Source organism: Rathayibacter sp. AY1C7, assembly GCF_002931865.1.
In the GTDB taxonomy this organism is placed as follows: Bacteria; Actinomycetota; Actinomycetes; order Actinomycetales; family Microbacteriaceae; genus Rathayibacter.
The window spans coordinates 55499-78536 of the sequence record NZ_PSWB01000001.1 but is presented as its reverse complement, the minus strand read 5'-3'; the positions used below and the strand labels follow the sequence as shown (position 1 = coordinate 78536).

The window sequence follows — 23038 nt, the reverse complement described above, 5'->3', positions numbered from 1 at the left end:
TCCTATCGATCGGGGCTGAGGGGGACGGGTGGCGCGGCGGGCTCAGGACCGGCCGGCGGGATCGCCGGTAGGCCCCTCGGAGCGGGCGCCGACGGCCCCCTCCGCGAGCGTGAGGACGAGTGCGCCGCCGGCCGGCGCGTCACCGGGCGCCCGGACGACGTGCCCGGCCGCGTTCTGGACGATCGCGTAGCCGCGGTCGAGGGTGTGCTGGGGGGAGAGGGCGCGCAGGTGGCCGTGCAGGCGCTCGACCTCGAGGTGCGCGCGCTCGAGGCGGCGGTCCACCAGCTCGGCGCCGCGCGCGACCCAGCGGGTCAGCTCCTCGGAGTGCCGGTCGACCAGCACGTGCGGCTGGGCGAGCACCGGCCGCGAGCGCAGCTGCGAGAGCCGGTCGATCTCGTGCGAGACGAGCCCGCTCACGCGGCCGGTCATCCGCAGCCGGGCCTGCTGCACGCGCAGCAGCTCGTCGGAGACGTCGGGCACGACCCTCTTCGCGGCGTCGGTGGGAGTGGAGGCGCGCAGGTCGGCGACGTCGTCGAGCAGCGGGCGGTCGGCCTCGTGGCCGATCGCGCTGACGACCGGAGTGGAGCAGGCGGCGACGGCGCGCACGAGCGCCTCGTCGCTGAAGCCGAGCAGGTTCTGGAAGTCGCCGCCTCCGCGGGCGATCACGATCACGTCGATGCTGTCGTCGGCCTCGAGGGTCCGCAGGGCCGAGAGCACCTCCGGGACCGTCCGGTCGCCCTGCACGGCCGAGTGGACCACCCGGAAGCGCACCGCCGGCCAGCGCAGCTGCGCGTTCCGCAGCACGTCCTTCTCGGCGTCCGAGTCCTTGCCGGTGATGAGGCCCACGCCGTGCGGGAGGAACGGCAGCGGCTTCTTGCGGGAGGCGTCGAACAGCCCCTCCGACGCGAGCTGCCGGCGGAGCCGCTCGAGCTTCTCCAGCAGATCGCCCAGGCCGACGTGGCGCATCTCGAAGACCTGCATCGAGAGCGTGCCGCCCTTGACCCAGTAGTTGGGCTTCACCAGCGCGATGACCCGATCGCCCTGCTTGAGGTCGGCCGGGAGGCGGCTCCGCACCGACGACCAGACGGTGAAGCCGACCGTCGCGTCTCCGGACAGGTCCTTCAGCTTCCCGTAGACGTTGCCGCCGGACGCGCCCCACTGGGTGATCTCGCCCTCGACCCACGCGGTCCCGAGGCGCTCGATCCAGCCCTTGATCTTGCTGGCGAGCAGGCCGACCGGCCAGGGTGCGTCGGCGGTGGGTGGGGCGTCGGTCATCGCTGCCTCTGCTCGGAGGGACGGGGGGAGCGGGAGTGCCCTCCCGCGACGACAACGGTACGGGACGGGTCCGACACCGGGACGGCCCGGGCACAGGATGCACCACGTAGAATCAGGGGGTGAGCCAAGTCCCGATCAGCCTGCCCATGCCGCGCATGCCCCGCGCCACAGGGCGTCTGCGCGACGTCCCCGTCGAGGGCCGCAAGCGCGTCCTCCTCGCCGCGCCCCGCGGCTACTGCGCCGGAGTCGACCGCGCGGTCGTCGCCGTCGAGAAGGCCATCGAGCACTACGGTGCCCCGGTCTACGTGCGCAAGCAGATCGTGCACAACGTGCACGTCGTCTCCACGCTCGAGAGCCAGGGCGCCATCTTCGTCGACGAGGTCGACGAGGTGCCCGAGGGATCGCACATCGTCTTCAGCGCGCACGGCGTCTCACCGGCGGTCGTCCAGGGCGCGGCCGACCGCAGTCTCCAGGCGATCGACGCGACCTGCCCCCTGGTGACGAAGGTGCACCGCGAGGCCGTCCGTTTCGCGCGCGACGACTTCGAGATCCTCCTCATCGGCCACGAGGGCCACGAAGAGGTCGAGGGCACCGCGGGCGAGGCTCCCGATCACGTCACCCTCGTCGGCAGCCCCGACGACGTGCCGAACATCGTCGTGAAGGACCCGGACAAGGTCGTCTGGCTCTCGCAGACGACGCTCTCGGTCGACGAGACGATGGAGACGGTGCGCCGTCTCCGCGAGCGCTTCCCCAACCTGCAGGACCCGCCGAGCGACGACATCTGCTACGCCACGCAGAACCGCCAGGTCGCGATCAAGAAGGTCGCCGCGGGCGCCGAGCTGGTCATCGTCGTCGGCTCCGCGAACTCCTCCAACTCCGTGCGCCTCGTCGAGGTCGCCCTCGAGTACGGCGCGAAGGCCGCCTACCGGGTCGACTACGCGAGCGAGATCAAGCAGGAGTGGCTCGAGGGCATCCGCACCGTCGGCGTCACCAGCGGCGCCTCGGTGCCCGAGGTGCTCGTCCAGGAGGTCCTCGACGACCTCGCCGCCGCCGGGTACGGCGACGTCGAGGAGGTCAAGACGGCGGAGGAGGACCTGATGTTCTCGCTCCCCAAGGAGCTTCGCAAGGACGTCGCCGGCAAGCGCGACGCCCGTGGCGTCGGTGGACGCATCAGCGCGGGAGCGGGCGCCTAGAGCGTTCCGGCCCAGACACGGAAGAGGCCGCCCTCCCTCGGGAGCGGCGGCCTCTTCCGTGTGCGGTGGAACGGGGATCGACGCTAGACGTCGGTGCCCGCGCCGCCCTGCGAGCCCGACATGCGCGTGACGTACTCCGCGAACGTCGGGTCGCCCAGGATGGCGATCGCCGCGACGATCAGGGAGAGCAGCACGGTCGCCGCGATCCCGAGGATCGGGACGAGCACGGCGCGCTTGCCGGCGCGGAGCCGCCGGATCGAGATCCACACCGCGAAGGCGACGATCAGCGACTGCGCGAGCGCCACCACGACGCCGAGGATCCGTGCGAGCTCCGGAGACGCGTAGGTGCCGATGCCCTGGGAGCGGTAGAGCTCCTGGAGGGTCGTCGCGAAGCTCGAGGGATCGAGCAGCGTCGGCACGGCGAAGAACACGCCGAGCGCGAGCAGCACGATCGTGAGCAGGCGGTCGACGGGATGCGCGACCGGCTTCGCGGCCGGAGCGGTCGCGGGCCTCGGATCGGTCTCCGACCCCCGCGGGTCGGGGACGACCACGGCGTCCTCCGGCGGCTGCCACGACCAGCCGGGCGGCGCGTACTCGCCGTACTGCGGCTCCGGACGCCTGTCGCCCGGCTGATCGTGTGCGTTCGTCACGGAGCGGTGCCCTACTTCCCGGAGTTCCCGGCCGAGCCGAGCTGACGGGTCGCCTCGGCGACGCGCGCGGCCATCGCGGTCTCGGCGATCTTGCCCCACGAGCGCGGGTCGTAGACCTTCTTGTTGCCGACCTCGCCGTCGACCTTGAGGAAGCCGTCGTAGTTCTTCAGCACGGTGTCCGCGACGGAGCGGCTGAACGCGTACTGCGTGTCGGTGTCGATGTTCATCTTGACGACGCCGTTGCGGACCGCCTCGGCGATCTCCTCGTCGGTCGAGCCCGAGCCGCCGTGGAAGACGAGATCGAGGGGGAGCGCGCCGGTGCCGTACTTCGCCTGCAGGCCGTCCTGGATCTCGCGGAGCAGCTCCGGGCGCAGTCGGACGTTGCCCGGCTTGTAGACGCCGTGGACGTTGCCGAAGGTGAGGGCGGCCATGTAGCGGCCCTGCTCGCCGAAGCCGAGGGCCTCGACGGTCGCGATCGCGTCGTCGAGCGTGGTGTAGAGGTGCTCGTTGATGTCGTGCGAGACGCCGTCCTCCTCGCCGCCGACGACGCCGATCTCGACCTCGAGGATGGCGTTGATGTTCTTGACGCGCGGGAGGATCTCCTTCGCGATGGCGAGGTTCTCGTCGAGCGGGATCGCGGAGCCGTCCCACATGTGCGACTGGAAGAGCGGCTCGCGACCGGCCTTGACCTCCTCCTCGGAGGCGGCGATCAGCGGGTAGACGAAGCCCTCGAGCGCGTTCTGCGGGCAGTGGTCGGTGTGGAGCGCGACCGTGACCGGGTAGTTCTTGGCGACCTCGGTCGCGAACCTCGCGAAGGCGATCGCGCCTGCCGCGCGGTTCTTCACGGTGTGGCCGGCGAAGTAGTCCGCGCCTCCGGTGGTGACCTGGATGATGCCGTCCGAGCCCGCCTCGGTGAGGCCCTGGAGGACCGCGTTGATCGTCTGCGACGACGAGACGTTGAACGCCGGGTAGGCGAAGCCGCCCGCCTTCGCCTTGTCGAGCATCTCTGCGTACTGGTCCGGGGTAGCGACGGGCATGGCATCTCCTTTGACGGATGAACGAAGGGGGGTCGGGCGAGGCCCGCGTCGCGAACGAGTCTAGCGAGGCGCCCCTCCGCGGTCCCTCCGCCCGTGGAGGGCCCTGGACTAGGCTTCGGGCAGGGATGGGGATCCGCTCCGCGGGTCCTGCGACGACGTGCACGAACTCGACGACGAAGGACTCCGCTCTGTGATCGACAACGACTCGCTCTACCTCCACCCCGACCGCAACCTCGGCATGGAGCTCGTCCGCGCCACCGAGGCCGCCGCGATCCGCGCCGTGCCCTTCATCGGCAAGGGCGACAAGAACGCCGCCGACGGCGCAGCGGTCGACGCCATGCGCACCTTCCTCGGGACCGTGAACTTCGACGGAGTCGTCGTGATCGGCGAGGGCGAGAAGGACAACGCGCCCATGCTCTTCAACGGCGAGCACGTCGGCAACGGCTCGGGGCCCGCCGCCGACATCGCCGTCGACCCGATCGACGGCACCTCGCTGACCGCGGCCGGGCGCCAGAACGCGCTCTCGATGATCGCCGTCGCCGACCGCGGCGCGATGTTCGACCCCTCCGCCGTGTTCTACATGGAGAAGATCGTCACCGGGCCCGAGGGCGTCGGGATCATCGACATCCAGCGCCCGATCGGCGAGAACATCCGCGCCCTGGCCCGCGCCAAGCGCAAGCCCGTCGAGGAGATGCGCATCGCGGTGCTCGACCGCCCGCGCCACGCTCAGCTGATCGAGGACATCCGTGCGGCCGGAGCCGGCACGCGCCTCCTGCTCGACGGCGACGTCGCGGGCGGCATCAACGCCGCTCGCCACGACTCCCGACTCGACATGTGCGTCGGCACCGGAGGCACGCCCGAGGGCATCATCACCGCCTGCGCCATCCGCGCGCTCGGGGGAGTGATCCAGGGCATCCTCCGCCCGAAGGACGACGACGAGCGCCAGCGCGCCATCGACGCCGGGCACGACCTCGATCGCGTCCTCCACGCCAACGACCTCGTCCGCAGCGACAACACCTACTTCGTCGCGACCGGAGTGACGAACGGCGGGCTCGTGAAGGGCGTGCGCAAGGAGGGCCACGTCATCACGACGGAGTCCATCGTGCTGCGCTCCCGCTCGGGCACCATCCGCCGCGTGACCGCCCAGCACCTCGCGGAGAAGTGGGTATAGGCCGTCACCGTCTGTCCGAGACGCCGCCCCGCCGCTGAGGCGCCGCCCCGCTGACGGCGCCTCGGCGAGAGCGGTGGCGTCTCGGCGTGTGATGCGCGATAGAACGTCGGCCTCGATCATCACCAGGTGAGCGGGCGGAGCCGCGGCGGGTCTCGATGCGCGTCGCGGGCGCTCCTCCGGCGAGCCGCGGAGGCGGAGTGCCGTCGTGAGCTGCGGTCGTCCGGGTGTCGAGCCGGATGGACGGCGCCGCTCGCGCCCGGCCTGCACGCCCGGTGCTCGCTCAGCGAGAACCCGGGACCCTACGCGCTCCGCTCGGACTCGTCGTCCGCGGCGAGCAGCTCGACGGCGGTGAGGCGGCGCGGCGAGGAGGCGACTCCTCCGACCGGGGCGATGACGCGCGACTCGTCGAGGGAGTCGAACTGGCGCGCGGTGACCAGCACGCGGCTCTCGAGCGAGCCGGCGAAGGCGTTGTAGGAGTCGACCGTCTTCTCGAGCGAGCGGCGCAGGCCCTCGGCGTGGTCGGCGAGGGTGCCGAGACGGGCGTAGAGCGTCTTGCCGAGGTCGAGCAGGCGCTTGGCGTCGTCGGTGAGCACGTCCTGCTGCCAGGTGTAGGCGACGGTCTTCAGCACCGACCACAGGGTCACGGGCGAGGCGAGGGCGACGCGCTTGCGGAACGCGTACTCGAGCAGGCTCGGGTCGGCGTCGAGCGCGCTCGCGAGCAGCGGCTCGCTCGGCACGAACGCGATGACGAACTCGGGGCTCGCCGGGAGACCGGTCCAGTAGGAGCGGGCGGCCAGCGCGTCCACATGGCCGCGGAGGGCGCGGACGTGCGCGCGCAGGAGCCCCGCGCGCCGCGCCTCCTCCTCTCCGCCGGCGCCCGCGGGGATCGCGCTCGCCTCCAGGTACGCGTCGAACGGCACCTTGGCGTCCACCGCGATCGCCTTGCCGCCGGGCAGGCGGACCACCATGTCGGCGCGGCCGCGGCCCGCCTCGCCCTCGAGCCCGAACTGCACGTCGAAGTCGACCCGCTGGGTGAGCCCGGCGGCCTCGACGACGTTCCGCAGCTGCGTCTCGCCCCAGGCGCCGCGGCTCGTGGTGGAGCGGAGCGCGGACGCGAGGGTCTCGGTCGTCGAGCGCAGCTGCTCGCCCGCCGCCCGCTGTCCCTCGAGCTGCTCGGTGATCGCCCCGAACTGGGCGGCGCGCTCGCGCTCGAGCCGGCCGACCGCCTCCTGCATGCCGCGCAGGCTCTCGGCGACGGGGGAGAGGGTCTGCAGGATGCGCGCGTCGTGCCGCTCGCGCTCGGCGACGACGCGCAGCTGCTCCTGGAGCTCGCGGATCTGGTCGCGGGCGGAGCCGAGGTGCTCGCGGTGCTGCTCGACGACGGCCTCGTGGCGCTCCTCCAGGCCCTCCGCGCGTGCGCGGGCCGTCGCGAGGTCGAGGGCGAGGGCGGCGTCGGGCGTGCGGGAGCGGGCGAGGAGGACGGCGACGACTCCCGCGAGGAGCGCGCCGACCACCAGGCCGAGGACGAAGGAGAGATCCATGCCGCCGATGACACCACGCACCTCCGACATCGAGCGATCGACGCGCCACGCCCACCGAACGAGGGCCAGGACGCCCTGCGACCGCCTCGTAGACTTCGCGATCATGGGGAATCACCACCGCTCATCGCGCCTGCTCACGGCCGCGCTCGCTCTCGCCGTCGGGCTCGGCACCGCCCTCGTCCCGATCACCTCCGCCTCCGCCGCCGATGACGCGCCGTCGACCGTCTCGGTCGAGACCGGCGCTCTCGACGCGTCCCTCGACCGCGCCGACCTCGGCGTCCCGGACCAGTCGACGCAGTACAGCGCCGAGGAGACGAAGAGCTTCCGCGCCGGCTTCATCGTCAGCGACGCCCAGTTCTTCGACGGGGACGCGCTGAGCACCGGTCAGGTGCAGTCGCTCCTGAACGAGAAGGGCAGCCCGTGCTCCACCGCAGGCACCGCCCCCTGCCTCAAGAACTTCTCGCAGGCGACGCCGTCCAAGGCGGCGGACGCGATGTGCAGCGCCTACCAGGGCTCCGGCAGCGAGTCGTCGGCCTCGATCTTCACGCGCGTCGGCCTGGCCTGCGGCATCAACCCGCTCGCCCTGGTCGTGCTCGTGCAGAAGGAGCGGAGCCTCGTCACCGACGCGACGCCCAGCCCCGAGGACTACGCCAAGGCGACCGGCTACAACTGCCCGGACACCGCGGCGTGCGACCCCGGCTCGGCGGGCTTCTTCACGCAGGTCTACAGCGCGGCCCGCCAGTTCAAGCGCTACGCCAACCCGCCCGGCTCCGGCTCGAACTTCACCACCTACGCTCCGGGCACGACGCCGAACGTCGCCTACTACCCGAGCACCGCGTGCGGCTCCTCGCCGGTCACCATCCGCAACCAGGCCACGGCCGACCTCTACTACTACACGCCGTACCAGCCCAACGACTACGCGCTCACCGGCTCCGGCAACGCGGCCTGCGCGACCTACGGCAACATCAACTTCTGGTACCTCTTCAGCGACTGGAACCCGAACGGCACCCTGGCCAACGCCGGGATCGCCCCCGCGGGACGCGTCGACGCCCCGCGCATCTCGGGCAGCACCCTGAGCGTGTCCGGCTGGGCCGTCGATCCGACGACGCAGCAGGCCGCGCTGACCACGACGGTCACGGTGACCGGCCCCGACGGCACCCGCACGGTCCGCACGCAGACCGCGAACGGCGACCGCGGTGACATCCCGGGCGAGTACTCCGTCGCCGGCCGCGCCCACGGCTTCGGCGCCACCACGCCCGTCTCGGCACCCGGCACCTACCAGGTCTGCGTCTCCGCCGACTCCGTCGACTGGAACCGCTGGGTCGGCACGGGCGACTCCCGGGGCCCCGGCCGGAAGGATCTCGGCTGCTCGTCCGTGAGCACGTCGGCCGGGATCGACGTCTCGCGCCTGGCCGGCACGGACCGCCAGGGCACCGCCGTCGCGATCTCGAAGGCCGTCTTCCGCACGAACGTCCCGGTCGTCTACATCGCGACCGGCGCCAACTTCCCCGACGCCCTGAGCGCCGCCCCTGCCGCGGCCAAGCAGGGCGGTCCGCTGCTCCTGGTCGACCGGGACTCGATGTCGCAGCCCGTTCGCGACGAGCTCAGCCGGCTCAAGCCGGCGAGGATCGTCGTGGTCGGCTCCGCACTGAGCGTCGGCGACGGCCTGCTGAACCAGCTGAGGTCCTACTCGCCGACGGTGGACCGCATCGGAGGGAAGGACCGCTACGACACGTCCAGGCTCATCATCCAGAGCGCGTTCTCGGGCGGCTCGACGCGGGCCTGGCTCGCCACGGGCGAGAAGTTCCCCGACGCGCTCGGCGCGAGCGCCGCGGCCGGCTCCGTCGACGCGCCCGTCGTCCTCGTGAACGGCACCGGCAGCACGGCCGACGCCGTGACGAAGGGCATCCTCTCGAAGCTCAAGGTGCAGAACCTCACCATCGCGGGCAGCCCCCTGTCGGTGAGCGAGGGGATCAAGAACTCGCTTCCGGTGCCGACGATCACCCGCATCGGCGGAGTCGACCGCTACGACACCTCGGAGCAGCTGAACCGGGCAGCCTTCTCGAGGGCCGAGACCGTGTTCCTGGCGACGGGCGAGAATTTCCCCGACGCCCTCGCCGGAGCCACGGCGGCGGGCTACTCGAACAGCCCGCTGTTCGCCGTGCCGACGAACTGCGTGCCCCGCGCCGTCCTGACCGACATCGCGAAGTCGGGAGCTCAGCGGGTCGTCCTCCTCGGCGGTCCCACCACCCTCTCGGAGGACGTCGCGCGGCTCACCCCCTGCGGCTGATCGCCCGCGACCCCGCCACTAGCGTGGAGGGATGACCCCGACCGCACCGTCCCCGACCGGCCTCCGACGCCGGCGGGGCGGTGCGGTCGTCGTCGTCGCGGCGCTGGTGGCACTCCTGCTGGGAGACTCCGTCGACGGCACGCGCCTCGCAGCGGTGCCGTCCGAGCCGCAGACCGTCCGGCTGTGGACCTTCCTCCAGCCGGGCCCCGTCGCGGCCGACTTCGACCCGGGCGACCTGATCTCCGACGAGGTCTTCTTCGCCGGCGACGCGCTCGGACCGCTCACGGTGCAGGCGTTCCTCGACGCCCGCGTCCCCGACTGCGCGGGCGGGCCGGTGCCGTGCCTGCGCGACTACGCCGAGGACACCGCGGCGATCACGGCCGACGAGCAGTGCGATGCGCTGCCCGCCGGACGCGACGTCCCGGCAGCGGAGATCATCACCTCGGTCGCCGGCGCGTGCGGCGTGAATCCGGCCGTCCTCCTGGTGCTGCTGCAGAAGGAGCAGTCGCTCGTGACCGATCCGGAGCCGAGCGAGCGGCAGTTCCGCAGCGCCACGGGCTACGGCTGCCCGGACACCGCCGACTGCGACACGGACTCCTACGGCTTCGCGGCGCAGGTGTACGGAGCGGCGTGGCAGTTCCAGCGCTACCGGAATCCGGACTCGAGCTTCGACTGGTACCCGGTCGGCGCGGCCAGCGACGTCCGCTACTCCCCGGACGAGTCCTGCGGCACCGCCCCGGTGACGATCGCCAACGCGGCCACGGCGGGTCTCTACTACTACACGCCGTACCAGCCGAATGCGGCGGCGCTCGCGAACCTCTACGGCGAGGGCGACGACTGCTCGGCCTACGGGAACCGGAACTTCTGGCGCATCTTCAGCACCTGGTTCGGCGACCCCCGCGGCTGAGCCGATCGTCTCGAGCCGGCTCGGCATGACGGACGTCAGGCGGCGACGGGGGCCTTCGGGCGCAGGCGCTTCACGGAGACGCCGGCCAGCTCGCCGAGCTCGGCCATGCTCGCGGCGCCGTGCCGCCGGGCCGCGTGCACGACGATCGCGGCGCACGCCTCGGCGTCGGCCGACGCGTCGTGGTGGCGGAAGTCCTCGAAGCCCGCGGCCATGGCGACGACGGGGAGGCGGTAGGAGTCGAGCTCGTACGTCTTGCGGGCGAGCTGCAGCGAGCAGAGGTAGTCGTACTCGGGGTGCTCGAGGGAGGTCGCCGCGCAGGCTGCGCGGATGACGCCCATGTCGAAGCCGGCGTTGTGCGCGACGAACACGTCCTCGCCGGCGAAGGCCGCCAGGTCGGCGAACTGGTCGACCCAGGAGGCGGCGGCGTGCACGTCGTGCTTGCGGATGCCGTGGATCCGCGTGTTCCACTCGAGGAAGTCGTCGTACCCCAGCGGCGGGCGGATGAGCCAGCCGGCGCGGTCGACGACGCGGCCGTCGCGGACCTTGACGAGCCCGACGGAGCAGGCGGAGGCCCCGTGCGAGTTGGCGGTCTCGAAGTCGATGGCGGTGAAGTCGATGGGCACGCTCCAGCCTCTCACGCACCTCCGACGCCGCCGGGAGCGTCGCGCGCGCGTCGCCACGAGCGGGCGGGAGCACCCGCCGGCCGCGGGCGGGCGCCTCCCGTTCCTCCGCGCCCCGCCCGCCCGGCCCTTCCGCCGCCACGCCGTAGGATGGATGCCCGTGGCTCTCACTATCGCAATCGTCGGTCTCCCCAACGTCGGCAAGTCGACGCTCTTCAACGCACTGACCAAGAACACGGTGCTCGCGGCGAACTACCCGTTCGCGACGATCGAGCCGAACGTGGGTGTGGTGAACCTGCCCGACTCCCGCCTCGAGGTGCTCGCCGGGATCTTCGGCTCCGAGCGCATCCTCCCGGCGCCCGTCTCCTTCGTCGACATCGCCGGCATCGTGCGCGGCGCGTCCGAGGGCGAGGGCCTGGGCAACAAGTTCCTCGCGAACATCCGCGAGGCCGACGCCATCGCGCAGGTCATCCGCGGCTTCGAGGACTCCGACGTCGTCCACGTCGACGGCAAGGTCGACGCCGCCAGCGACATGGAGACGATCAACACCGAGCTGGTCCTCGCCGATCTCCAGACCCTCGAGAAGGCCGAGGCCCGCTACGAGAAGGAGCTCAAGGGCAGGAAGATCGAGCCGATCGTGGTCGAGACCGCGAAGAAGGCGCGCGAGTTCCTCGACCAGGGCAAGCCGCTGTCGGCCTCCTCGATCGACCTGGAGCCGATCCGCGAGCTGGGCCTGCTGACCGCCAAGCCCTTCATCTACGTCTTCAACGTCGACGAGGCCGTGCTGACCGATGACGCCCGGAAGGCCGAGCTCGCGGCCCTGGTCGCGCCGGCGAAGGCGATCTTCCTCGACGCGAAGATCGAGTCCGAGCTGATCGACCTCGACGAGGCCGACGCCGCCGAGATGCTCGAGTCGACCGGCCAGACGGAGTCGGGCCTCAACCAGCTCGCGACCATCGGCTTCGACACCCTGGGCCTCCAGACGTACCTCACGGCAGGCCCGAAGGAGACGCGCGCCTGGACCATCGGGAAGGGCTGGACCGCGCCCCAGGCCGCCGGTGTCATCCACACCGACTTCCAGAAGGGCTTCATCAAGGCCGAGATCATCTCGTTCGACGACCTCGTCGAGACCGGCTCGATCGGCGAGGCCCGCGCGAAGGGCAAGGCCCGCATCGAGGGCAAGGACTACGTCATGCAGGACGGCGACGTCGTGGAATTCCGCTTCAACGTGTAGGAAGACCGCGCTCGGCTCGAGGCGCCCGGTTCGCTCGGATCCCCGGATCCGCGAGCCGGGCGCTTCTGCACGGAGGTGCGGGATCGCCGACCCCGGGAGTCCGACACGAGGCCGGTCACGTCCCCGGACGTCCGCTCCGCCCGTCAGTTCAGCACGTCGCCGATCAGCCAGCTCGACAGCCCGACGAGGGTGCAGACGCCGACGACTACCCAGGCGACGGTCCGGCGGACCGAGCGGGAGACCGCCTCCGAGCTGCGGGGAGTGGGACGCAGCGGCGGCGTGTACGCGGGCGGTACGGAGTAGGTCCGAGCCGGCGGGAGGAGTCGGGGGAGGGTGACCGGACGGCCGTCGACCCACTCGGCGGGCAGCTCAGCGGCCTTCGCTGCCTGCAGCGTGAGCTCGACCTTCAGCGGGGATCCGCGGAGGGAGGCGTAGGCGGCGGCGGTGAGGCCGAGGCTCGCGAGGTGGCGGAGGGTCGGGGCAAAATCCGCCGAGAGGGTCGGGGAGAGCTCGCCCACCCGCTCGCCGTCGAGACGGAGCTCGACGAGGTCGCCCGCCGGGTGCAGGGTCACCAGCAGCAGGCCGCGGCCGCTCGCCGGAACGACCGACGAGAGGCGGGCGAAGTGCTCGTCCTCGCGCAGGACCGGCAGGCCCCGCGACCAGGGGAGGATCGAGTGGCGCTCGACGGGCGGCTCGTTGAGCGGCACGAGCAGCTCGGGGGCGACGAGGGCGACGCGGAGGACGGCCCGCAGGCCCTCCTCGCCGCGCTCGACCCGGAGGCGCGCGGTCGTGACCGGGACGGCTCCGCTCGCCACGACCCGGTCGAGAGCGGCCCGGTGGGCGGAGGCGTTCGGCAGGTAGCCGAGGACGCGGCCGCCGACCCGGACCGAGACGGCGTCGAGGCCGGTGGGGTGGTCGGCCTCGGGGATCAGGTCGACCTCGAGGGTCCGCTCGTCGATCTCGCCCTGCTCGAGCGTGCGGCCGATCAGATCGGCGATCTCCTCGATCCGCTCGGCCTCGGCGAGGGCGTCGACGCTCGGGGCGCCGTCGGCGTTCGGGAGGCGGTAGACGACGCGCTCCGTGACGGGGGTGACGGGTGCGTCCCGCACCACCGCGTCACTGTCCTGCGCGGAGCGGCGCGCCCCGGTGAACCGCCTGCCGTCCCACCAGCGCATCTCGGCCGCATCGGCCTCGTCGCGGTACCAGCCCGCCGGCGCACCCTCGTCCATCGACCCCCCGTTCCTCCGGCGAACGAGTCTACGAGGAGGGCGGGAGCGTCAGAGACCCGGGTCCGTGGCGGCGGGATCCTCGGGGGCGAGCGCGGCCGCGGGCTCTCCCGAAGCGGGGCCGCTCCACGCACCGGACTCGTGCGCTCGAGGGCCGGCGATCCACTCCAGAGCCTCGCGGACGAGCATCCGGACGTGACGCGCGTGGCCGATGGTGACGGGGGCGGGATCCTCGAGAACCTCGAGCAGGCGGTGCAGCACGGCACGGCTCTGCAGTCGTGTCATGGGCCTCACGGTAGGGGCCCGGTCGCTCGTACGGTAGTGCCGATCCGCGACAGCGCACCCGTCTAGGCTCGCCACATGACTCGTCTCGACGGTGCCGTCGTCCTCGTCCTCGGAGCCTCGGGCGGCCTCGGCCGCCTCCTGGCCGATTCGCTGGAGGCGCGCGGTGCCGTCGCGGTGCGCTCGGGGCGCGACTCCGCGGCGCTCGGCGAGGCACCCCTGGTCGCCGACCTGCGCGGGGAGGACGAGCCCCGGCGCGTGGTCGCCGAGGTGCTCGAGCGGCACGGGCGCCTCGACGGCGTCGTCGTGGCCGCGGGCGTCGTGGCCTTCGGGCCGTCCGCCGAGCTCGATCCGGCCGTTCTGGAGGAGCTCGTCGAGGTGAACGCGCTGGCGCCGATCCGGGTGCTGACCGCCGCGCTGCCGTCGCTCGTCGCGTCGGCGGGCGAGGGGCGCGAGCCGTTCGCGCTGACCATCAGCGGCGTGGTGGCGGAGGCTCCGACCGCGGGCCTCGCCGCGTACTCCGCCTCGAAGGCGGCACTGCACTCCTTCGTGAAGGCCTCGGCCCGCGAGTACAAGCGGGCGGGCGTCCTCCTGCTCGACGCGCGCCCCGGCCACACCGAGACCGAGCTGTCCCGGCACCCTCTCGCGGGAGACGCGCCCCGCTTCGGCGCGGGTCTGGCGCCGCAGGACGTGGTCGACCGGCTGCTCGACGCGGTCGAGGGCGGCGAGACCGACCTGCCTCCTGCGGCGTTCACCGGCTGACGCCGTCCCGAGACGAGGCGGAGCCGGTCGATCCTCGCGGGAACGCACCGGATCGAACACTGCAGCCTCGGTCGCGTACAGCCGTCGTGGTCAGCCTGCGCGTCCGGCGGCCGGGTCCGCGATCGGCGCGGCAGCCTGTCCGACCGTCCTCCCCGCAGACGCGGGGATACCCGCCGTTCACCGGAGCGTCGCACGGGCGCACTAGCGTCCCTCCGTGCCCGACAACGCCGATGACGCCCTCCGTCCCACTCCCGAGCTGCTCCGCACGCTCACGCCCGCCGACGCGCGGGACCTCGTCGTGCTGGACGAGGACGACGACGATCCGGTGCTCCTGCGCCGCGACGGCACGCAGGTCGACACCTGGCGCGAGGGCTACCCCTACGACGAGCGGATGTCGCGCGAGGAGTACGAGGCGGGCAAGCGCCTCCTCCAGATCGAGCTGCTGAAGCTGCAGAACTGGATCAAGAAGCACGGGCGCCGACTCGTGGTCGTGTTCGAGGGGCGCGACGCCGCGGGCAAGGGCGGCACCATCAAGCGCTTCACCGAGCACCTCAACCCGCGCGGAGCCCGCGTGGTCGCGCTCGAGAAGCCGACCGAGCGCGAGGCCGGTCAGTGGTACTTCCAGCGCTACGTCTCGCACCTGCCGGCCGCCGGCGAGATCGTCCTCTTCGACCGCTCCTGGTACAACCGGGCCGGCGTGGAGCGCGTGATGGGCTTCTGCACGCCGGCGCAGTACGACGAGTTCATCCGCCAGACGCCGCTGTTCGAGCGGATGCTCGTCGGCGACGGCATCGACCTGGTGAAGCTGTGGTTCTCGGTCTCGGCGGAGGAGCAGCGCACCCGGTTCACGATCCGCATGATCGACCCCGTGCGCCAGTGGAAGCTCTCGCCGATGGACCTCGCCTCGCTCGACAAGTGGGGCGACTACACCGCGGCCAAGGAGGCGATGATGGCGGCGACCGACACCGCCGACGCTCCCTGGACCATCGTGAAGAGCAACGACAAGAAGCGCGCCCGGCTCGAGGCCATGCGCTACGTCCTGAGCCTCTACGACTACGACGGACGCGACGAGGAGGTCGTGGGCCCGCTGGGTCCGGACCCGCTGATCGTCGGATCGGCCGCGGACGTGTACGAGCGCGGCGAGCACGCCGCGACGAGCTGACCGGGGGGACGGACATGGGGGAGTCGGGGATCGGCGCGGAGCTGCCGGGGGTGCACCTGCGCTGGCTGGCGCTCGACGAGCAGACGCTGGACGCCGAGCGGCTGCTGCCGCTGCTGAGCGACGAGGAGCGCGAGCGCTACGCCGGCACGGTCGCCGCGTCGGCGGCCGAGCGCTTCGTCTACGGGCGGGTGCTCCTGCGGATGCTCGCGGCCGAGCTCACGGGGACGCGCGCGTCGGAGGTCCGGGTCGTCGCGTGCTGCCCGCGCTGCGGGGGCGCGCACGGCCGGCCGCGGCTGGAGGGACGCGGGATCGCGCTCGAGCTGCTGTCGGTGAGCATCGCGCACTGCGCGGGCGCCGTCGTGGTCGCGGCGAGCAGCGCCGGTGCGGTCGGCGTCGATGTGGAGCCGACGCTGGGCACGCCCGAGCGCGGGGAGCGGATCACGCGCATCGCCGGGGCGCCCTTCGCCACGGGCGGGATGCGCCCCGCCGACCCCGTCCTGCACTGGACCCGGATCGAGGCCGCACTGAAGGCGGACGGTCGCGGGCTCGAGCTCGACCCGCGCCGGGTGCACGTGCACGAGTCGCACCACGCGGCGGAGGCGCGGATCGACGGCGTCCGCTTCCGGCTGGCCGAGCCGCAGCTGGACCCCGCGCTGCGGGTCAGCGTCGCCCTCGGGCCGATGTGGGACGCGGGCGCCGGGCCCATCATCGGCTGGCGGCGCGAGCACGGCGACGCGCTCGCGGACTCGCTGGTGTCAGCGCCGGGACGGTAGCGGCGGCAGCTCCTCGTCGAGGAGCCAGGCGTCGAGCAGGTCGTCCACGCCCTCGCCGAGGACCTCGGTGCAGAGCTCGCGGAACTCCTCGTCGGTGACGGCGGCGGAGGCGTAGCGGGACGTCCACTCCCGCAGCAGCCGGAGGAAGGGCCCGTCGCCGACGGTGAGCCGCAGCGCGTGCAGGGTGAGCGCGCCGCGCTTGTAGACGCGGTCGTCGAAGAGCGCGACCGGCCCCGGATCGGCGAGCACGAGATCCTGCGCCGCAGCCCGCAGCACCGCGTGGTGGCGGCGGGCGCAGGCGTCGGCGGTGGCGCGGCTCGACTCCTCCGACCACAGCCACTCCGCGTAGCAGGCGAACCCCTCGTTGAGCCAGATGTGGCGCCACCGGGCGATGCCCACGCTGTTGCCGAACCACTGGTGCGCGAGCTCGTGCGCGATGAGGCGCTCCGAGCCGCCGCGGCCGTCGGCGTGGTTGGCGCCGAACACCGCCATCGCCTGCGCCTCGAGCGGGATCTCCAGCTCGTCCGCCGTGACGACGACGCAGTAGCGGGCGAAGGGGTAGGGGCCGAACAGCCGCGTGAACAGGGCGAGCATGCGCTCGAGCGGAGCGAAGTCGTGCGCGACCCGAGCGGCCAGGGCGGCGGGGCGGGCGAGGGTCACCGCGACGCCGGCGAGCACGCGCTCCTCGATCGCGTAGCGGCCGATCTGCACCGAGGCGAGGTACGCGGCGCTGGGCTCGCGCTGCTCGTAGAGCCAGGTGCGGCGGCCGGAGCGGGCGCTCGAGTCGATGAGCACCCCGTTCGCGAGCACGGCGTAGCCCTCCTCGGCGGTGACGCGCAGGCGGTAGGGAGCCTTCTCGGCGACGTCGTCGTTGCAGGGGAACCAGGTGGAGGAGCCGGAGGGCTGCGAGGCGACGAGCACCCCGTCCTCCAGCTCCTCCCAGCCGAGCTCGCCCCAGTGGCTGGCGCGGGGGGCGGGGTGGCCGCTGTACTCGATCTCGACGTCGACGCTCTCGCCGGCGGCCAGCGGCTCGGCGGGGGACACCCGCAGCTTGTGCGGCGCCTGCTCGTGGCGGGCGCGGCGTCCGTCGATCCGGACGCGGGCCACGCGGAGCCGGGAGAGGTCGAGGGAGAACCGCCGGAGCGGCTGCAGCGCGACGATCCGCAGCACGGCCCGGCCGGCCAGGCGGTTCGAGGCGACGCGGTAGTCGAGGTCGAGGTCGTAGGACTCGACGCGGTAGCCGGTGTTCCCGATGCCGGGGACGTAGGGGTCGCCGGCGGTCTCGAGCCCGGTCAGCGCGGGGCTCACGCGACGGGCGCGTGGTAGTCGGCGACGCGCACCTCGCGCCACGGGCCGATCGGGTTGCCGCTCCAGCGGCTGCCCGCGGGCACGAGCTCCCCCCGCATGACGAGCGAGGCCGGGCCGACCGTGCCGTGCTCGGCGATCCGCGCGGCGGGGAGGATCACGCTGTGCGGGCCCAGGGTGGCGCCGGCGTCGAGGCTCACGAGATCCATGCTCATGATTCGATCATGGAACAGGTGCGTCTGCACGACGCAGCCCCGGTTCACGGTCGCTCCGTCGCCGAGCGAGATCAGATCGGCCTCGGGGAGCCAGTAGCTCTCGCACCAGACGCCGCGTCCGATCCGGGCGCCGAGGCTCCGCAGCCACCAGACCAGCGCCGGAGTGCCCGCGGCGGCGTGGGCGAACCAGGGCGCGGCGACCATCTCGGTGAAGGCGTCGGCCAGCTCGCTCCGCCAGACGAACGAGGACCACAGCGGCTGCTCGCTCGGCTCGACCCGCTGGATCAGGATCCACTTCGCGGCGGTGGAGACGGCCGCGGCGACCGCTCCGGCGGCCAGCAGCACGACGCCTCCCACGAGCGCGGCGAGCACCGCCCCGAGCGTCTGGATCAGCGCGAGCAGTCCGGCTACCACGCCGAGGCCGATCGCGACCGAGACGACCACCGGGACGAAGCGGCCGAGCTCCCACGCGATGCGGGCCGCGCGGAGTCGGCGGGCCGGGCGGAAGGTGCGCGCCGACTCCGCCTCGACGACGGTGCGCCGCAGCCGCACGGGCGGTGAGCCCAGCCACGACGAGCCCGCCTTCGACTTGCGGGGCGCGGAGGAGAGGACGGCGACGAGTCCGCCGGCGGGCACGGTGTGGCCGGGCGCGGCCATGCCGGAGTTGCCGAGGAACGCGCGCTCGCCGATCTCGGCGCGGGCGAGCCGCATCCAGCCGCCGCCGAGCGCGTAGGAGGCGACGAGCGTGTCGTCGGCGAGGAACGCGCCGTCGCGGATGGTCGTCATCGCGGGCAGGAGCAGCACCGTCGAGGCCTCGACGTCGCGTCCGACCTTCGCGCCGAGGAGCCGCAGCCAGACCGGGGTGAACAGGCCCGAGTAGAGCGGGAAGAGCAGGACCCGCGCGGAGTCGAGCAGCCGCTCCGTCGACCAGACCTGCCAGCCGATCCGACCGCGCACAGGGTGGGTGCCCGGCTCGACGCCCCGGCCGAGCAGGCGCACCAGGACGACGACGAGGGCGGCGAGGACGACTCCGGAGACGGCGACGGCGGGCACGAGGGCGGCGAGAGCGGGCCCGAGCGCGGCGCCGAGGCCGGCCGAGCCGCGCACGGCGGCGGCCACGACGGCGAGCCCGGCCGCGAGGGCGAGGACCGGGACCGCTGCGAGGCCGACCGCGGACGCTCCGTACGCCCAGACCCAGCCCGGGCGGCGCGCCGGGCGCTCCGAGGGGAACCCGGCGTTCGCCCTGCCGAGCCGCTGGGCGGGGGATCCTCCCCAGCGCTGCCCGGCCGGCACCCGCCCGAAGACGGCCGATCCCGGCTCGATCTGCGCGTGCTTGCCGATCCGGGCGCCGGGGAGGAGCGTGCTGCGCGCGCCCACCGTGCTGCCGGCGCCGACCCGGACGGCACCGACGCGCAGGACGTCGCCGTCGATCCAGTAGCCGGAGAGGTCGACCTCGGGCTCGATCGCGGCGCCGCGCCCGAGCGTGAGCATCCCGGTCAGCGGAGGGAGGGAGTGCAGGTCGACGTCGTCGGCGATGCGGGCGCCGAGCGCGCGGGCGTAGTAGGCGACCCAGGGCGCGCCCGCCAGGCTCACGGCCTTGAGCTGGAACGCGATCTGCTCCGCCAGCCAGAGCCGGAGGTGCACGCTCCCGCCGCGCGGGTGGTCTCCGGCTCGGATCCCGCGCAGCAGGGTGCGCGCGGCGAGGACGGTGAGCCCCATCCGCCCGAACGGCGTGAGGAAGAGCGCGAACGCGGGGATCAGCGCGGCGAGCGGAGCGGTGGGCAGCCAGCCGAACCCCGGCACCAGGTCGAGCACCGCGGTGACGCTGAGGATCGCAGTGATCCAGCGGGCGCTGCCGAGCACGAGCAGTGGTGCGCCGAGGAGGGTCTGCAGCACGCGCATCCTGAGGGGGACCGGCGCGATGCGGTGAGCGGACACCTCCGCAGTGCCGGTCGAGCGGCTCTGGATCTCGGCGGCCATCGCCGCGAGACGCGGGTGGGCGTAGACGTCGGCGACCGTGAACTCGGGGTCGCGCTCGCGGATCCGCGCGACCAGCTGGGCGGCGGCGAGGGAGCCGCCGCCGAGGTCGAAGAAGTTCGCCCGCTCGTCGACCGGCACGCCGAGCACGTCGCGCCAGAGGGCGGCGAGCCACGCCTCCTCGGGGTCGAGGGAGGCGTCCTCGGTCGTGCCCACGGCGAGCGGCCAGGGGAGTGCGGCGCGGTCGACCTTGCCGGAGACGCGGGTCGGCAGCTCCTCGACCACGGCCAGCAGCGGCACGAGGGATGCGGGCAGCTCCTCGCGCAGGCGGGCGAGCGCCGCGTCGCGGTCGAGCTCCCGGCCGCCGGCGAGGGCCAGGTAGCCGACGAGGACCTGGTTGCCGGCCGCCGTGGTGCGGACCGCGGCCGCCGCCCCCGAGACTCCGGGGAGCGCCTGCAGCGCCGCCTCGACCTCGCCGAGCTCGATCCGCCGACCGCCGAGCTTCACCTGGTCGTCCGCGCGCCCCTGGAAGACCAGGCCGGCGCTCTCGAAGCGCACCAGGTCGCCGGAGCGGTAGGCCCGCTCCCAGCCCAGGAGCGGTGCCGGCGCGTACTTCTCGGCGTCCTTGACCGGGTCGAGGTAGCGCGCGAGCCCGACCCCGCCGATGACCAGCTCGCCGACGTCGCCCTCGCCGACCCGCTGCCCGTCCGCATCCACGACGGCGAGCCGCCAGCCGTCCAGCGGCAGCCCGATGCGCACCGGGGGAGGCCCGCCGAGGGGCGCGGCGCAGGCGACGACGGTGGCCTCGGTCGGCCCGTAGGTGTTCCAGACCTCGCGGCCCTCGACGGCCAGGCGCTCGCCGAGCTCCGGCGGGCACGCCTCGCCGCCGAAGATCAGCAGGCGGACGTTCTCGAGCGACTCCGCGGGCCAGAGCGCCGCGAGGGTCGGCACGGTCGAGACCACGGTGATGCCGTGCGTGGTCAGCCAGGGGCCGAGGTCCATGCCGCTGCGGACCAGCGAGCGGGGAGCGGGGACGAGGCAGGCGCCGTGCCGCCAGGCGAGCCACATCTCCTCGCAGGACGCGTCGAACGCGACGGAGAGACCGGCCAGCACGCGGTCCCCGGGGCCGAGCGGCTCCGCCTGGAGGAACAGGCGCGCCTCGGCGTCGACGAAGGCGGCGGCGGAGCGGTGGCTGACCGCCACTCCCTTGGGGGTTCCGGTGGAGCCGGAGGTGAAGATGATCCAGGCGTCGTCCTCGAGCGAGGGCGGCTGCAGCAGCGGGATCGACGCCGTGCTCGGGTGCGGCGCGCTCGCGGTGAACAGGCGCGCGGCCGGCTCGTCGGCGCCGGTGCGCTCGAAGCGGCCGGAGCCGGTGATCACGCCGCGGACGGCGGCCTCGCCGAAGACGAGGCGCGCCCGCTCCTCGGGGTCGTCCGCGTCCACCGGGACGTACGCGGCTCCCGCGGCGAGGACGGCCAGGATCGCGAGGTAGAGCTCGCGGGAGCCGCTGGGCATGCGGATCCCGACGCGGTCGCCGCGTCGGACCCCGGCGGCGGTGAGCTCGCCCGCGAGCTGCACCGTACGGGCCAGCAGCTCCCGGTAGCTGAGCGCTCCGGCCGGGTCCTCCAGCGCGGAGGCGTCCGGGTGGCGCTCCGCGGTGTCGCGGAGGACGTCGACCAGCGTGCGGGGAGGAGGGGTGGCCGCTCCGGCGTCGAGCACGTCCTGGGGGCCGGCCGTCTCGGTCACGTCTCGTCTCCGTCCCGGCCGCGCGATCGGGAGCGCGGCGGCCGGGGCGACACCGTAGGGAGGCGGGGTGACGCGGAGGTGAACAGGCGGGGTCGGCCCGCCCGGCTCAGTGCGCCATCGGGAGCGGCGCGTCCGACTCCGCCGGGCGGCGGACGAAGAACGCGGCCACGATCGCGACCGTCGCGATCGACGCGCCCCACAGGAACGCGGAGTGGATGCCGCCGGCGTAGGAGGCGGCCTGGTCGGCTCCGCCCTGCGCGAGCTCCGCCGACCGGATCGAGAGGACGGTGACGAACAGCGCCGTGCCCGACGCGCCGCCCAGCTGCTGCACGGTGCCGATGATCGCGCTGCCGTGCGAGTAGAGCGAGGGGCGCACCGAGCCGAGGCCGGCGGTGAACAGCGGCGTGAAGACGAAGGCGAGGCCCAGGCTGAGGGTCACGTGCAGCGAGAGGACGAACCAGGGCGACGAGTCCGCCGCGAGCAGGGTGTACCCCCACAGTGCGCCGGCGACGACGATCGAGCCGGGCACGAGCAGCACGCGCGGGCCGAAGCGGTCATAGCCGCGGCCGACGAACGGCGCGAGCAGGCCCATCAGCAGGCCGCCGGGGAGCAGGAGCAACCCGGTCTCCAGCGGAGTGAGGCCCAGCACGTTCTGCGTGTAGAGGGGCAGCAGGATCAGCGTGCCGAAGAGCGCCGACATGCTGACCGCCATCATCGCGATGACGATGGTGAAGTTCGCGGAGGAGAAGGTCCGGAGGTCCAGCAGGGCCCGGTCGGTGCGCTGCAGCAGGAGCTGGCGCGCGATGAAGCCCGCGAGGCCGAGGCCCGCGACGACGAACGGGATCCACGGCGCGACGACCGCGGCTCCGCCCTCGCCGAGGCTCGACAGGCCGTAGACGAGGCCGCCGAAGCCGAAGACCGAGAGGACGACCGAGAGCGAGTCGATCGGGATGGAGCGGGGCTCGGTGACGTTCTCGACCTTGCGCAGGCCCAGGAGCAGCGCGCCGATCGCGATCGGCAGCACGATCCAGAACATCCAGCGCCAGCCGAGGAAGTTGAGGATGACGCCCGAGATCGTCGGTCCGACGGCCGGAGCCACCGAGATGACGATCGAGATGTTGCCCATCATCCGGCCGCGGATCGCCGGGGGCACCAGCGTCATCACGGTCGTCATCAGCAGCGGCATCATGATGGCCGTGCCGCCGGCCTGCACCACGCGGGCCGCCAGGAGGACCGCGAAGGTCGGGGCGAGCGCGGCGGTGAGCGTGCCGAGGCTGAAGAGGATCATCGCGGCGGCGAAGAGCATGCGGGTGTGCAGCCGCTGGATCAGGTAGCCCGTGATCGGGATGACGACGGCCATCGTGAGCATGAAGGCGGTCGAGAGCCACTGGCCCACGTGCGCCTCGACGTCGAAGTCGCGCATGAGGTCGGGCAACGCCACGCTCATGATCGTCTCGTTGAGGATCACGACGAACGCCGACACCAGCAGAAGGCTGATGACCAGGCGGCTGCGCGGCTCGAGGGTCGTGGCGGCGGCGGGTGCGGCGGGCCGCGCGGCGGGAAGGGTGCTGCGCTCGGTCACAGGTGTTCTCCGGTCGTGAGGGGGATCGGTGTGAGGGGCGCACCGACGGCTCGACTCGCGGGCGCGGATGCGGGGTACGGAGGGAGAACA

Annotated in this window: 18 protein-coding genes; 8 read left to right on the top strand and 10 right to left on the bottom strand. The window is 73.2% G+C overall.

Translation table 11 applies throughout. The features are described 5' to 3' along the window. Positions 1-42 precede the first annotated feature (42 nt). Positions 43-1275: an exodeoxyribonuclease VII large subunit gene (gene xseA, locus C5C69_RS00335; RefSeq protein ID WP_104224417.1), complete on the bottom strand. Its 1233-nt coding sequence runs from the start codon at positions 1273-1275 to the stop codon at positions 43-45. Between the two features lie 146 nt (positions 1276-1421). Here xseA and C5C69_RS00330 point away from each other — a divergent pair, with 146 nt between their 5' ends. Then, positions 1422-2468, top strand: coding sequence for a 4-hydroxy-3-methylbut-2-enyl diphosphate reductase (locus tag C5C69_RS00330; protein WP_104232760.1), 1047 nt, complete (start codon positions 1422-1424; stop codon positions 2466-2468). An 83-nt stretch (positions 2469-2551) separates the two neighbouring features. Here the strand turns inward: C5C69_RS00330 and C5C69_RS00325 are convergent, their stop codons facing one another. Together C5C69_RS00325 and fbaA are read right to left on the bottom strand one after the other, a co-directional pair. Next, entirely contained in the window at positions 2552-3118 is a 567-nt protein-coding gene (locus C5C69_RS00325; protein WP_104224415.1) for a DUF6264 family protein, read from the bottom strand. Positions 3119-3129: 11 nt separating this feature from the next. Further along, on the bottom strand, positions 3130-4155 hold the full coding sequence (gene fbaA / locus C5C69_RS00320; protein ID WP_104224414.1) for a class II fructose-bisphosphate aldolase: 1026 nt from the start codon (positions 4153-4155) through the stop codon (positions 3130-3132). A 238-nt stretch (positions 4156-4393) separates the two neighbouring features. On the opposite strand from fbaA, the gene glpX reads away from it, so the two are divergent. Further along, a complete protein-coding gene (gene glpX / locus C5C69_RS00315) occupies positions 4394-5326 on the top strand; it encodes a class II fructose-bisphosphatase (protein WP_097165697.1) in 933 nt (310 codons plus the stop codon). Positions 5327-5625: 299 nt separating this feature from the next. On the opposite strand, the gene C5C69_RS00310 is transcribed toward glpX, so the two are convergent. Next, positions 5626-6867: a DNA recombination protein RmuC gene (locus C5C69_RS00310; RefSeq protein WP_219812324.1), complete on the bottom strand. Its 1242-nt coding sequence runs from the start codon at positions 6865-6867 to the stop codon at positions 5626-5628. A gap of 103 nt (positions 6868-6970) precedes the next feature. On the opposite strand from C5C69_RS00310, the gene C5C69_RS00305 reads away from it, so the two are divergent. Beyond that, positions 6971-9157, top strand: a complete 2187-nt coding sequence (locus C5C69_RS00305; protein ID WP_104232758.1) for a cell wall-binding repeat-containing protein — start codon at positions 6971-6973, stop codon at positions 9155-9157. A 31-nt stretch (positions 9158-9188) separates the two neighbouring features. After that, complete coding sequence (locus C5C69_RS00300) at positions 9189-10064, top strand: hemagglutinin (RefSeq protein WP_104232757.1); 876 nt, start codon at positions 9189-9191, stop codon at positions 10062-10064. 35 nt (positions 10065-10099) lie between these two features. On the opposite strand, the gene C5C69_RS00295 is transcribed toward C5C69_RS00300, so the two are convergent. Next, positions 10100-10687 carry an exonuclease domain-containing protein gene (locus C5C69_RS00295; RefSeq protein ID WP_104224410.1) on the bottom strand — a complete coding sequence of 196 codons (588 nt, stop codon included), beginning with the start codon at positions 10685-10687 and terminating at the stop codon, positions 10100-10102. A 157-nt stretch (positions 10688-10844) separates the two neighbouring features. On the opposite strand from C5C69_RS00295, the gene ychF reads away from it, so the two are divergent. Beyond that, entirely contained in the window at positions 10845-11918 is a 1074-nt protein-coding gene (gene ychF / locus C5C69_RS00290; protein ID WP_104232879.1) for a redox-regulated ATPase YchF, read from the top strand. A 143-nt stretch (positions 11919-12061) separates the two neighbouring features. Here ychF and C5C69_RS00285 read toward each other — a convergent pair whose 3' ends face one another. Continuing rightward, positions 12062-13147, bottom strand: a complete 1086-nt coding sequence (locus C5C69_RS00285; RefSeq protein ID WP_104232756.1) for a DUF2510 domain-containing protein — start codon at positions 13145-13147, stop codon at positions 12062-12064. Between the two features lie 48 nt (positions 13148-13195). Next, positions 13196-13429: a hypothetical protein gene (locus C5C69_RS00280; RefSeq protein WP_104222960.1), complete on the bottom strand. Its 234-nt coding sequence runs from the start codon at positions 13427-13429 to the stop codon at positions 13196-13198. 75 nt (positions 13430-13504) lie between these two features. On the opposite strand from C5C69_RS00280, the gene C5C69_RS00275 reads away from it, so the two are divergent. The 3 genes from C5C69_RS00275 (at position 13505) to C5C69_RS00265 (ending at position 16123) form a co-directional block, all read left to right on the top strand. Next, on the top strand, positions 13505-14188 hold the full coding sequence (locus tag C5C69_RS00275) for an SDR family oxidoreductase (RefSeq protein ID WP_104222961.1): 684 nt from the start codon (positions 13505-13507) through the stop codon (positions 14186-14188). A 301-nt stretch (positions 14189-14489) separates the two neighbouring features. After that, complete coding sequence (gene ppk2 / locus C5C69_RS00270) at positions 14490-15350, top strand: polyphosphate kinase 2 (RefSeq protein WP_244230712.1); 861 nt, start codon at positions 14490-14492, stop codon at positions 15348-15350. 14 nt (positions 15351-15364) lie between these two features. Next, positions 15365-16123, top strand: coding sequence for a 4'-phosphopantetheinyl transferase superfamily protein (locus C5C69_RS00265; protein WP_104232755.1), 759 nt, complete (start codon positions 15365-15367; stop codon positions 16121-16123). On the opposite strand, the gene C5C69_RS00260 is transcribed toward C5C69_RS00265, so the two are convergent. The 3 genes from C5C69_RS00260 to C5C69_RS00250 form a co-directional block, all read right to left on the bottom strand. Continuing rightward, complete coding sequence (locus tag C5C69_RS00260; RefSeq protein WP_258065153.1) at positions 16106-17431, bottom strand: M1 family metallopeptidase; 1326 nt, start codon at positions 17429-17431, stop codon at positions 16106-16108. The two genes, C5C69_RS00265 and C5C69_RS00260, sit on opposite strands and share 18 nt — an antisense overlap. After that, positions 17428-21366, bottom strand: coding sequence for a Pls/PosA family non-ribosomal peptide synthetase (locus C5C69_RS00255; protein WP_181067733.1), 3939 nt, complete (start codon positions 21364-21366; stop codon positions 17428-17430). The genes C5C69_RS00260 and C5C69_RS00255 overlap by 4 nt, the downstream gene beginning before the upstream one ends. A 106-nt stretch (positions 21367-21472) precedes the next feature. Continuing rightward, the gene (locus C5C69_RS00250) at positions 21473-22948 is read right to left on the bottom strand and encodes a DHA2 family efflux MFS transporter permease subunit (protein WP_104232753.1); all 1476 of its coding nucleotides are present in this window, start codon (positions 22946-22948) and stop codon (positions 21473-21475) included. Positions 22949-23038 lie beyond the last annotated feature (90 nt).

What these genes read in the sequence shown, in the direction of transcription:
- xseA (WP_104224417.1), bottom strand. Translation starts at nt 1,275, where the DNA reads ATGACCGACGCCCCACCCACCGCCGACGCACCCTGGCCGGTCGGCCTG.
- C5C69_RS00330 (WP_104232760.1), top strand. Translation starts at nt 1,422, where the DNA reads ATGCCGCGCATGCCCCGCGCCACAGGGCGTCTGCGCGACGTCCCCGTC.
- fbaA (WP_104224414.1), bottom strand. Translation starts at nt 4,155, where the DNA reads ATGCCCGTCGCTACCCCGGACCAGTACGCAGAGATGCTCGACAAGGCG.
- glpX (WP_097165697.1), top strand. Translation starts at nt 4,394, where the DNA reads ATGGAGCTCGTCCGCGCCACCGAGGCCGCCGCGATCCGCGCCGTGCCC.
- C5C69_RS00310 (WP_219812324.1), bottom strand. Translation starts at nt 6,867, where the DNA reads ATGGATCTCTCCTTCGTCCTCGGCCTGGTGGTCGGCGCGCTCCTCGCG.
- C5C69_RS00305 (WP_104232758.1), top strand. Translation starts at nt 6,971, where the DNA reads ATGGGGAATCACCACCGCTCATCGCGCCTGCTCACGGCCGCGCTCGCT.
- C5C69_RS00300 (WP_104232757.1), top strand. Translation starts at nt 9,189, where the DNA reads ATGACCCCGACCGCACCGTCCCCGACCGGCCTCCGACGCCGGCGGGGC.
- C5C69_RS00285 (WP_104232756.1), bottom strand. Translation starts at nt 13,147, where the DNA reads ATGGACGAGGGTGCGCCGGCGGGCTGGTACCGCGACGAGGCCGATGCG.
- C5C69_RS00280 (WP_104222960.1), bottom strand. Translation starts at nt 13,429, where the DNA reads ATGACACGACTGCAGAGCCGTGCCGTGCTGCACCGCCTGCTCGAGGTT.
- C5C69_RS00275 (WP_104222961.1), top strand. Translation starts at nt 13,505, where the DNA reads ATGACTCGTCTCGACGGTGCCGTCGTCCTCGTCCTCGGAGCCTCGGGC.
- C5C69_RS00265 (WP_104232755.1), top strand. Translation starts at nt 15,365, where the DNA reads ATGGGGGAGTCGGGGATCGGCGCGGAGCTGCCGGGGGTGCACCTGCGC.